This is a genomic window from Lentzea sp. NPDC037011, from assembly GCF_055607425.1.
The window spans coordinates 290,045-301,106 of the sequence record NZ_JBVJRT010000009.1 but is presented as its reverse complement, the minus strand read 5'-3'; the positions used below and the strand labels follow the sequence as shown (position 1 = coordinate 301,106).

At 72.5% G+C, this 11,062-nt stretch carries 10 protein-coding genes; 3 read left to right on the top strand and 7 right to left on the bottom strand.

The genetic code is table 11. The annotated features are described in order from the left end of the window. The first annotated feature begins 7 nt into the window (after positions 1–7). On the top strand, positions 8–1,513 hold the full coding sequence (locus ACZ7CH_RS27995; RefSeq protein WP_458432733.1) for a thiopeptide-type bacteriocin biosynthesis protein: 1,506 nt from the start codon (positions 8–10) through the stop codon (positions 1,511–1,513). A gap of 210 nt (positions 1,514–1,723) precedes the next feature. Beyond that, positions 1,724–2,323, top strand: coding sequence for a DedA family protein (locus ACZ7CH_RS27990; RefSeq protein WP_470375326.1), 600 nt, complete (start codon positions 1,724–1,726; stop codon positions 2,321–2,323). Here ACZ7CH_RS27990 and ACZ7CH_RS27985 read toward each other — a convergent pair. Next, a complete protein-coding gene (locus tag ACZ7CH_RS27985) occupies positions 2,286–3,005 on the bottom strand; it encodes an SDR family NAD(P)-dependent oxidoreductase (RefSeq protein WP_470375325.1) in 720 nt (239 codons plus the stop codon). The genes ACZ7CH_RS27990 and ACZ7CH_RS27985 overlap by 38 nt on opposite strands. 111 nt (positions 3,006–3,116) lie before the next feature. Here ACZ7CH_RS27985 and ACZ7CH_RS27980 point away from each other — a divergent pair, with 111 nt between their 5' ends. Further along, positions 3,117–3,959, top strand: coding sequence for an alpha/beta fold hydrolase (locus tag ACZ7CH_RS27980; RefSeq protein ID WP_360384648.1), 843 nt, complete (start codon positions 3,117–3,119; stop codon positions 3,957–3,959). Here the strand turns inward: ACZ7CH_RS27980 and ACZ7CH_RS27975 are convergent. The 6 genes from ACZ7CH_RS27975 to galK form a co-directional block, all read right to left on the bottom strand. Continuing rightward, a complete protein-coding gene (locus tag ACZ7CH_RS27975) occupies positions 3,934–5,040 on the bottom strand; it encodes a macrolide family glycosyltransferase (RefSeq protein WP_470375324.1) in 1,107 nt (368 codons plus the stop codon). The genes ACZ7CH_RS27980 and ACZ7CH_RS27975 overlap by 26 nt on opposite strands. A 41-nt stretch (positions 5,041–5,081) precedes the next feature. Then, a complete protein-coding gene (locus ACZ7CH_RS27970) occupies positions 5,082–5,996 on the bottom strand; it encodes a Gfo/Idh/MocA family protein (RefSeq protein WP_470375323.1) in 915 nt (304 codons plus the stop codon). Positions 5,997–6,011: 15 nt separating this feature from the next. Next, positions 6,012–7,076, bottom strand: a complete 1,065-nt coding sequence (locus ACZ7CH_RS27965) for an ABC transporter permease (protein ID WP_470375322.1) — start codon at positions 7,074–7,076, stop codon at positions 6,012–6,014. A 1-nt stretch (position 7,077) separates the two neighbouring features. Next, the gene (locus ACZ7CH_RS27960; RefSeq protein ID WP_360384656.1) at positions 7,078–7,947 is read right to left on the bottom strand and encodes an ABC transporter ATP-binding protein; all 870 of its coding nucleotides are present in this window, start codon (positions 7,945–7,947) and stop codon (positions 7,078–7,080) included. Positions 7,948–8,072: 125 nt separating this feature from the next. Continuing rightward, positions 8,073–9,512, bottom strand: coding sequence for an alpha/beta hydrolase (locus ACZ7CH_RS27955; RefSeq protein ID WP_470375321.1), 1,440 nt, complete (start codon positions 9,510–9,512; stop codon positions 8,073–8,075). Positions 9,513–9,843: 331 nt separating this feature from the next. Further along, entirely contained in the window at positions 9,844–10,986 is a 1,143-nt protein-coding gene (galK, locus tag ACZ7CH_RS27950) for a galactokinase (RefSeq protein WP_470375320.1), read from the bottom strand. Between the last annotated feature and the right edge of the window lie 76 nt (positions 10,987–11,062).

Here is an 11,062-nt window from a genome sequence, read left to right as displayed (position 1 = left end):
AGCAGCTGTGACCTGGACCGGCCTGCACTGCAGGGTCTCCTGGAACCGCACGGACGTCGACACGTTCATCGCCGACGCTCTCGCCCCGGCGATGGCCGGCCACGAGTGGTACTTCCTGCGCTACTGGGAGACCGGCCCGCACCTGCGCGTCCGCGTCAAGGACGCCACCGGGGACCAGGTCGGTGACCTCACCGCGACGCTCACCCGGCTCATCGCCGCACAGGACTTCCAGCCAGGCACCGACGACCCGGACTGGTTGCCGCACGGGGACGTCCGCGAGGTCGAGTACGTCCCGGAGACCGAGCGGTACGGCGGCCGGGAGGCGCTGCCGGTCGCTGAAGAGGTGTTCTGCCGCAGCACGGAGGTCGCACTGGCCGTGCTGCGGGCGGCCCGCACGGACAGCGCCCGCCTCACCGCGGCCATCGACCTCACCATCGCCACGGCGCGGGCGCTCGACCTGAACCTGCCGCAGGCCGCGAGCTGGTTGCGCAGCCTCGGCGCGGGGTGGCGCAACGTGCAGGAGCAGGCGCCGCCGCCCACGATCGGCTCGCAGCACGCCGCCTACCAGCTCCTCGCCAAACGCGGCCGCGACCTCGCCGCCCGCTGGTACCGCGAACCCCGCGGCGCCGTCTCGCACTGGACCGCGGCGGTCACCGACGCCGGGCGGCGGCTGGGCACCTGGTTGCCGCACGTGTGGGCGTCCCAGCTGCACATGCTGCTCAACCGCGTGGGCGTCACGCCCAACGAGGAGCGGATGATCTGCTGGACCACGGCGGCCGCCGCCCTGTCGCCCACCGGCCTGACCGACTTCCACGAGGACGGCGAGACCGCGCCGGACCGCCGTTACCTGGAGGCGAGCAAGTTCCTGCCCGGCTTCACCGACCAGCTGCCCCGCAAGACCGCCCCGAACCGGCGGGTCTGGCCGGCCACCGCCACGCTGCCCTCCACGGTGGACACCGACACGCTGCGGGCCCGCCGGACCAGCCGCGACCTGACCGGCGACCTCACCTCCGAGCAGCTCGGCACGCTGCTGTGGAACGCGATGTCCCCGAAGGACGGCCGCTGGCCCTACCCGAGCGCCGGGGCCCAGTACTGCGCCCGCATCCGGCTCATCGCGCTCAACGTCGACGGCCTCGCCCCCGGCCGCTACGAGGTGAACGAGGTCGACCGGGCGCTCACCTGGTTCGGCGAGGCACCGCCGGTGCCGGACCTGGAGGCGACCTCGATGTGGTTCGGGCCGGGCACGACCGAGCTCGGCGGCACACCGGCCGTGCTCGCGCTCTACATCCGGCTCGGCTCACTGCGGCAGACCTACGGCCTGCGGGCGCTGCGGTTCGCGTTCACCGAGGCCGGGCACCTCGCCCAGAACCTCACGGTGACGGCCGCGAACCTCGGCATCCGCACCGGGCTCGTCGGCGGGTTCTACGACGACATCGCCCACGACGTCATCGGGCTCGACGGCGTGGACGACGCGCTCGTGTACTTCCTGCCGCTGGCCTCGGACCTCGACTGACCCCGGCACCGCCTCGCACACCTGCGTCAGCATCGACGCCGACACCGAGGACCGGACCACGGAGCCGGCCGGGATCAGACTCGGCAGGCCCCGTCCGGGTCCACCGCCCAGCTCGCCCCTGCTTGACTGGCGTGTGCAAGGTGCATAGCTGACCGCTGTCCCGGTCGACGTTCCCGGCGGATTCGGCGGATTCGGAGGAAGATCGCGGACGTGCTGTCCCACTGGCTCCAGACCGTCCCGCCGCTGCTGGTCTACGTGATCGTGGGCCTGGTCGTGGGTCTCGAAAGCGTCGGCATCCCGCTGCCCGGCGAGATCGTGCTCGTCACGGCCGCGCTGATGGCCTCGCACCACGACGGCGTGAACCCGGTCGTCGTGGGCATCTGCGCGAGTGCGGGCGCGATCCTCGGCGACAGCGTCGGGTACGCGCTGGGCAAGCGGTTCGGGCCGCGCGTCTTCACGTGGGCGGAGGCCAAGTTCCCCCGGCACTTCGACGCAGGAAAGGTCGGCCGCGCCCAGGCGCTGTTCGAACGGCACGGCGCCCGGGCGGTGTTCTTCGGCCGGTTCGTGGCGCTGCTGCGGATCCTGTCCGGTCCGCTCGCGGCCACGATGGGCATGCACTACGGGAAGTTCCTGCTGGCCAACGCTCTGGGCGGCATCGCGTGGGCCGGCGGCACGACGGCGGCGGTCTACTTCGTCGGCGAGGCGGCCGAGCACTACCTGGCCGAGTTCTCCTGGGTGGCGCTCGCCGGCGTGCTGGTGGCGGTGGTCGCCTTCAGCGTCCGAGCCCGGCTCCGCCGTTCACGCCGATGACCTGGGCGGTGATGTGCCCCGCCTCCGGTGCGGTCAGGAACGCCACCGCGGCCGCGACGTCGGCGGGCGTGCCCGCGCGGCCGTTGGCGGGGTTGCCGACGAGCTTCTTCCGGCGTTCCTCCGACAGCGTGCCGCCGAAGAACTCGGTGTCCTCGACGACGCCCGGTGACACCACGTTGACCGTGATCCCCCGCGTTCCCAGTGCGAACGCCAGGTCCGCCGTCCACGCCTCGACCGCCGACTTGGCCGCGCCGTAGGCACCGGAGCCGCGCCGGCCCGCGATCGAGCCGATCGTGACGACGCGGGCGTTGTCGGCCAGCCGCGGTTCGAGCGCGGTCGTGACGAGCACCGCGCTGATGACGTTGGACTCGTAGTTGGCGATCCACAGGTCGCGGACGTCGGTCAGGTTCCGCGGCGCGGGCAGGCGCCGGGTCATGTTGCCGCCCGCGTTGTTGACCAGCACGTCCACCTGGGACGGCAGGTCGGCCACCGCGTTCTGGACGGCGTCGGGATCGGCGGCGTCGAAGACCACCGCCCGCGCACCGATCTCGTCGGCCGCGGCCTTGAGCACGTCCTCGCGGCGGCCGGTGACCACGACGTCGAGGCCCTGCTCCACGAGCCGCGCCGCCACCGTCCTGCCGATGCCCGTGCCGCCGCCGGTCACCACTGCTGTTCGGGTCATGCACCCGTTGATATCAGCCGGTTTCCCGCACGTCGATCGGCTTGTCGGGGCAGCGCGGTTCACGTCTGTGACTACGCTGCTCAGGGCATCCACAGCACTGGGGAGAACACCATGACGACCCACATCCTGGACACCGAGGGCGCCGCCATCGCCTACGACGTGGAGGGCGAGGGCGGCCGGCCGCTGATGATGATCGGCCAGCCGATGGACGCGAGCGGTTTCACGGCGCTGCGCGCGCAGTTCCCCGACCGCACGGTCATCACCTACGACCCGCGCGGCCTCGGCCGCAGCACCAGGTCGGACGGCCGCACCGACAACACCCCGGAGACGCAGGCGGCGGACGTGCACGCGGTGATCCAGGCCGTCGGCGGCCCGGTGGACCTGTTCGCGTCCAGCGGCGGCGCGGTCACGGCACTGGAGCTCGTCGCGTCCTACCCGGACGACGTCGTCACGCTCGTGGCGCACGAGCCGCCGATGATCGACGTGCTGCCCGACGCGGCCGCCGCCCGGCGCGCGCGTGACGCGTTCATGGCCGCATACCAGGCCAAGGGCGGCGGCGCGGGCATGGCGGCGTTCATCCAGATGAGCTCGTGGCAGGGCGAGTACACCGACGAGTACTTCGCGCTGCCCGCACCGGACCCGGCGCAGTTCGGCATGCCGTCCGAGGACGACGGCAAGCGCGACGACCCGCTGCTCGGCACCTCGTCGCTGGCGATCACCGACTACTACCCGCGCGTCGACGACCTCAAGGCCGCGTCCACCCGCGTCGTGATCGCCGTCGGCGAGGAGACCGGCGACGCGTTCACCGCGCGCACTGCCGTCCACACGGCACGGTTGCTCGGGCAGGAGGCGGTCGTGTTCCCGAGCCACCACGGCGGGTTCATCGGCGGTGAGTTCGGGTACGCGGGCAAGCCGGAGGAGTTCGCCGTCAAGCTGCGCGAGGTGCTCGGCTGAGCACCAGGTCGGCGGCCCGCTGCACACCGCCGCCGCTGCGGACAGCGGCCCGCATCCGGTCGACGTTGCGCCGGATGCGGTCGCTGGTCGCGACCCGGTCGACGACCGCACGCAGGTCCGCGAGGTCGTGCACGCGTTCGCCCAGTCCCAGCGCGGTGATGTGGTCGGCGTTGCTCACCTGCTCGGGCGTCTGCGGGACGACCACCAGCGGCACACCGGCGTGCAGGGCCTCCATGGTGGAGTTCATGCCGCCGTGCGTGACGAACACGGCCGCGTGCCGGAGGACCGCGGGCTGCGGGAACCACGGGCGCACGTCGATCGTGTCCGGCAGCGGGCCGAGGTCGGCGCGGGCGCTCAACGCGACCTGCCACGCGCCGTCGCCGAACTGCTCGACGCACGCCCGGTAGAAGTCCTCGTCGCTGAGCAACGAGCCGAGCGAGACGTAGAGCAGCGGCAGGTCGTGACGCGGCGTCCACCGTTCGTCCAGGCGGCGGCCCAGCAGCGGTCCGACGAAGTGGCAGGTCTCGTCGAACGTGTCGCCGGCCGGCTGGAACTCCCGTGGCACCAGCACGATGCTGCACTCCTCCGGCGCGTCCAGCGTGCTCGCCACGTCGAGCTCGACGCCCTGCTCCGCCGCGAACCGCGCGCACGGTTCCTCGACCGCCCAGGCGATCGCGGGGTCCATCAGCCGGAAGTGCTCGTTGGACACGAAGTGCGGCACGGTCCGCACCGCCGGGATGTCCAGCTGGCGTGCCACCACCCGTGCGGGCCAGTTCGTGGCGTCGTAGCAGACCACGTCGGGCCGGTCGCGGCGGCAGTGTTCGAGCAGCACCGGGTGGATCGCGGCCATCGCGGCGAAGTAGTGCGGGAACCACTCGTCAACCGGGTTCGCGGTCTTCGGCTCGAACGGCGGCAGCGCGGGCAGTTCCAGCCAGCGCGCGCCCGCCGCCGTGACCGCATCGGCGTGCTCGGCGGCGGTCGCGTACCACACCTCGTGGCCGCGCCGGGTCACCTCCTCGACCAGCGGCAACGTCGGGGTGAGGTGGCCGTGGCCGAAGAGGGTGACGAACAGCAGCTTCACCCCGCCGATCCTGGCGGGGCGTCATGCGCGCGGCAACGCGATTACCGCAGGAACGCCTCCACGACCTCGGCCACCCGCAGCCCGCTGGCGAAGTCCGCCAGGTCACGCGGGTGCTCCCCGCGCACGGCCTGCGCGAACAGCCCGAGCCGCGCCGAGTCCGAGCCGCGCGCACCGAGCTCGACCGGCTCCCACGGCCCGCCGTCCGAACCGGACAGCCGCGCCCACTGGCTGAGCCGCAACGACCTGCGCGTGCCCCAGACCGTCCACTCGTAGACCTCGGGCCCGGCGAGCCCGGAGAACGCCGACACGTGCACCGGCACGCCATCGCCGCTGCGCAGCACCCCGCGTGCCGCGACCTCGGCGGCGCCGGCCGACGGGAAGTCCGCCGACACCGACTCCACCGCCAGCGGCCCGAGCACCCGGTCGGTGAGGTACACGAAGTGCGACAGCACCTCCCGCACGAACCCGCCCTGCCGCGACTCGGCCAGCCACAGCGCGTCCTTCTGGAACTCCCGCGGCCACTTCGGGAACTGCAGCCGCACCTCGACTCCGCGCAGCTCGCCGAGGGAAGGCAGCTGCCGTTCGACCTCCAGCGTCGCGGCCATGTCCGACAGCGCGAAGTTCACCGCGTTCGGGTGCCCGGCCGCGGCCTCGGCCATCGCCCGCGCCTCGCCGAGGTCGACGGCCAGCGGCTTCTCGCAGAACACCGCCTTGCCCGCGGCGAGCGCTTTGACGGCCTGCCCGGCGTGCACGGCAGGCGGCGTGGCGAGGTAGACGGCGTCCACATCGGACAGCACGTCGTCGAGCGACGGCACCACGGGGACGTCCACCGCACGCGGCACGACGTCGACACCGGCGACCACGGTGAAGTCGGGATGTGCCTGCGCCGCCGTCAGCATCCGGGTGCCCATCGCACCCAGGCCGACGACGGCGAGGCGAATCGGATCAGCGACCATGCCGCACAGTCTCGCCTATTCGGCGGGCGCCCACGCACGGGCCAGCTTGACCCGTCCCCCGGTCTGCAGCAGCGATCCGGTGTACAGCCGCGAGGCGACCAGCAGGATCACCACGACGGTGGCGGCGAGGATGCCGAGCGACACCAGCGCCTCCCACGGTGCGGCCTGCTGGGCGAACATCCGCACCGGCATCGCGACGCCGGCCGTGAACGGCACGAACGACATGACGCCGAGCACCGTCGGGTTGTCGAAGAAGAACTGGACGCCGAAGTACGGGCCCATCACCGCGAGCATCACCAGGCCCATGGTCGAGCCGAGGTCCTCCTGGCGGCTGACCAGCGCGCCCGCGACCGCCCACAGCGACGACACCAGCACGAACCCCAGGCACAGGAACGGCACGAACCACCCCAGCGCCGGTGCCACGACCGCGAGCAGCTCCTGCTGCCCCGCGACCCGCAGCGCGATCGGCGCGGTGAGGGCGAGCACCACCACCTGCCCCATCGTCAGGATGACGTGCCCGACGATCTTGCCGGCGAGCAGCGCCTTGACCGGCACCGTGGACACCAGGATCTCCACGATCCGGGTCTGCTTCTCGGTCACCGTGCTCTGCGCGATCGCGGCGCCGCCCATGCCGAACATGAGGAACACCAGCCCGAACACGAGCACCACGACGAACCGCTGGTCCGAGCTCACCGCCGACGGGTCGAGCAGCTCCACCGGCGGCGCCTGCACCAGCTGCGAGATCACCGCAGTCGGCGGGTCGTTGAGCGCCAGCACCTTGATGCCGGAGCCGTCGGGCACGATCGCCGCCTCGACCTCGTCCGCGCGGACCAGCTCCTGCGCGGCCTGGACGTCGGCGACCTCCCGCACGTCGAGCGGTTTGCCCTGCACGACCTGGGCAGCGGACCCGACCACCGCGACCTTCGGGTCGTCACCGCCGAACACCGTCGGCAGCACGGTGAGCGCGAACAACCCTGCGATGGTGGCGAGGAAGCCGATCCAGAACCCCTTGGTGCTGACGAACGTCCTCATCTCCCGCTCGGCGACCAGCCACGTCGCCTTCGTGAACGTCTGCGCCACGTCAGCTCACCTCCTTGAAGATCTCGTCGAGCGTGGGCACGACCGGCGCGAACGACCGCACCTCACCGCGTTGCAGTGCCTGTTCGAGCACCGCGCGTGATGCCCCCTCGAACACCACGCGCGGCCCGTCCAGCTCCACGACCGACACACCCGGCACGTCCCGCACCCACCCCGCGTCGGTGTCCACGACGACCTCGTACCGGTCGTTCGCGTGCCGCTGCCGCAGCTCCTCCCGCGACCCGCTGGCCGCGATCCGCCCCTTGGAGATGATCACGACGTCGTCGCACAACCGCTCGACGATCGCGAGCTGGTGGCTCGAGAACAACACCGGCACCCCGTTCGCGGCGCGCTTGCGCAGCACGTCGAGCACCGTGTCCACGGCGATCGGGTCGAGCCCGGAGAACGGCTCGTCGAGGATGAGCACGTCCGGCTCGTGCACCAGCGCCGCCGCGATCTGCACCCGCTGCTGGTTGCCCAGCGACAGCTGCTCCAGCCGGTCGTCGGCCCGGTCGGTCAGCTCCAGGTCGGCGAGCAGTTCGTCGGTGTTGCGCTGCGCGACCTCCCGGTCGACCCCGTGCAGCCGCCCCAGCCACGTGATCTGCTCGCGCACCTTCATCTTGGGGTAGAGCCCGCGCTCCTCCGGCATGTACCCGAAGTGCGGCTTGTTCTGCGGCGTGATCGCCTGCCCCCGCCAGCTCACCGCACCCCCGTGCGCGGCCAGCACCCCCAGCACGATCCGCATCGTGGTCGTCTTGCCGGACCCGTTGGCGCCCAGGAACCCCGTCATGCGGCCGGGCCGCACGTCGAAGCTCACGTCGTCGAGCACCCGGTGGTCGCCGAAGCTCCGGCTGATCCCCGTCACCGTCAACATGCCGGGAACGCTATGCGGCCGGGTTCACGATCGCGTCCGCCGCGCGGCATCATCCTCGCGGAGGACGACCCGTGCCGCGTGCCCGAGCGGGCACGCGGCACGGTTCCGGCCGGTTGCTCAACCACCTAGCACTTCTGGTCGCCCGGCCGTTCCCCGCCGAGGAGGTACGACGTCACCTTCTCGTTGGCGCACGCGTTGCCCGCGAACGGGTAGGCGCCGTGCCCACCGTGGTCGAGGGTCAGCATCGCCGTCCGGTCCCCGAACGCCCGGCGCATCGTCCGCGCACCGGACAGCGGCGTCGCCGGGTCGCGCTCGTTCTGCACCATCAGCACGTTGCGCGGCCCGCGGTCGGTGGGCTTGACCTGCTTCTCGACCGGGTCCGGCCAGAACGCGCACGGCATGATGTTCGCGCCCGCCGCGCCGAACAGCGGGTACCGCACGCGGTCGACGGCCACGTTGCGCTCGTAGGTGCTGACGGCGGTCGGCCAGCGGGAGTCGCCGCACACCACGTAGAACCGGCCGGAGATCAGGCTTTCGACCCGTGCCGGGACCGGCGTGTTGTCCGGCGGCAGCGGGGTGCCGGCGTCGAGGGCCTGCCAGCGGGCGGCCAGCTTGCCGAACGACGCGTCGGTCGTCGAGTACAGGCCGCCGAAGGTCAGCAGCCGGAACAGCTGGCCGGTGACGCCCTCTGGGGACGGCGTGCGGTCGAGCTTCCCGGCGATGGCGAAGTACTTCGCGCGCACCGCCGCGGGGGTGGCGCCCAGGCCCAGTTCGGGGCGTGCGGCGGCCCACCGCGCGAAGTCCGGGAACGTGTCCTCGGTGCCGCGGCCGTAGTTGCGGCTGCCCTCGACGTCCCAGCCGCCCGCGCCGAGGTTGCTGTCGAGCACCACGCGGTCGGTCGTGCGCGGGAACAGCGTCGTGTAGACCGCGCCCAGGTTCGTGCCGTACGAGTAGCCGAGGAACGACGCCTTGCGCTCGCCCAGTGCCTGGCGCACCGAGTCGAGGTCGCGGGCGATGTTCGCGGTCGTGTTGTGCGGCAACAGGTACGCCGTCGACGACGTGGTGCACTGCTGGGCGATCTGGCGGACCTCGTCGGCCCGCTTGCGCACGTCGGCCTGCGTCACCGCGTACGGCGGCACGTTGCCGAGGTACATCTGCTCCTCGGTCAGGTCGCACGTGGCCGGCGTGCTGTAGCCGAAGCCGCGCGGGTCCATGCCGATCAGGTCGTAGCCGTCCAGCACGCTCGGCGGCATCCCGCCGAGCTTGAGGTCACCGGGCAACGTCAGGCCCTCACTGGGCCCACCGGGGTTGGTCAGCAGGATGCCGCGGCGCTTCTCCGGGTTCGTGCTGGCCAGGCGCGAGATCATCAGCTCGATCTTGCGCCCCTCGCGCTTGCGGTAGTCCAGCGGCACCTGCAGGGTGCCGCACTCCAGCCCCGGCCGCGCCACGTCCGCGGGACACTCCCGCCACTGCACGACCGGTGCCGGCGTCGCCGATGCCGCGCCCGGCACCACCAACGCCGTCGCCGCGGCCAGCGCCGCGGCCAGGGACAACGCTTTTCGCATGTCCGAATTCCTCCCCCGACGGCGCGCTGCTCGAGCGCGCCCTCCACTGTGGAAACCCGGCCGTTCGATGCGGAACGACCGGGTCCCAGTCGAAACCGTGCCGTAGCGGCACGGTCAAGGCGGGAGGGCTGGTTTCAGCCGAAGGTCGACGGCAGGTGTCGACCTTCGTCGCCCCCGGGGGTGTCGTTCGTCCTCGTTCGTCGGTACGCACGGCGATCGAGGACGGGTCGGCGTGCTCCGGCAGGCGTTGGTCACGTCGCGTGTCGCTGCCGGCCTTGCCGTGCGACTGCCCTTGCGCGACGACCCCGGCACTGCCGCACGTGGCAACCGGTCAGAGGTCGCGCCCGGCCCCGGCCGACGGCACCGCGACGAACGTCCTGGGTGCGGTGAACCCGTTCTCCGCGAACGCTTCCGCGACCCGCCGCTCGACCTCGCCGCGCACCTCCCGCGGCACCAGCGCGATGGCCGACCCGCCGAACCCGCCACCGATCATCCGCGCCCCGAGCGCACCGGCCTCCTCCGCGGTGGCCGCGGCGACGTCGAGCTCGGCGCAGGACACCCGGTAGTCGTCGCGCAGGCTCGCGTGCGACGCGCTCAGCAGCGGCCCGATCTCCTCGTACCGGTCCTGCCGGAGCAGCGCGACGGTGTCCTCGACGCGCCGGTTCTCGGTGACGACGTGCCGGACCAGCGGCCGCAGGTGCTCGGGCAGCCCGTCCCAGCCCCCGGCGTCCCGCAGCGACGGCAGCCCGAGCAGCCGCGCCGCCTCCTCGCACCCCTTGCGCCGCTCCCCGTACCCGGACTCGACCAGCGAGTGGCTCACCCGCGTGTCGATCACGAGGACCTCCAGCCCGTGCCGCGCGGCGTCGAACGGCACCTGCTCCCGCTCCCCCGACCGCACGTCGAGGAACAGCACGTGCGCGTCCGTGCAGCACAGCGACGCCGTCTGGTCGAGCAGCCCGGTCGGCGCGCCCACGAAGTCGTTCTCCGCCACCTGCACCCACTTGGCGACGTCGCTCGCGGACTCCTCCCGCCCGCTCAGCCCCAGCAGCGCCAGCGCGCTCGCCACCTCCAGCGAGTGCGACGACGACAGCCCGGCCCCGCGCGGCACGTCCCCGCTGATCACGAGGTCAGCCCCGCCGGTCACGCCCTGCTGCCGCAGCACCCACGCGACCCCGGCGGGGTAGGCCGCCCAGCCCTGCACGCCGCCCGGCTCGACCTCGCCGACGGGGACGGGCTCGGCGGTCGTGGTCCGTTCGCCCTCGACGGTCGCGAGCGTGAGCAGGCCGTCCTCGCGCGCCGCCGCGGCCACCCACGTCCGCTGCGGGATGGCGAACGGCAGCACGAACCCGTCGTTGTAGTCGGTGTGCTCGCCGATGAGGTTCACCCGGCCCGGCGCGGACCACACCCCGGTGGGGTCGGTGCCGTGCAGCCGCCGGAAGGCCTCAGCCGCGTTGTTCGATCCTGTTGAGCTCATGCCACCTGATCCCACGCCGTCGTCCGTGTTGCCGCAGAAGTGCTGGCGATGAGGATGACGGGCGAGGGCCGGTCTT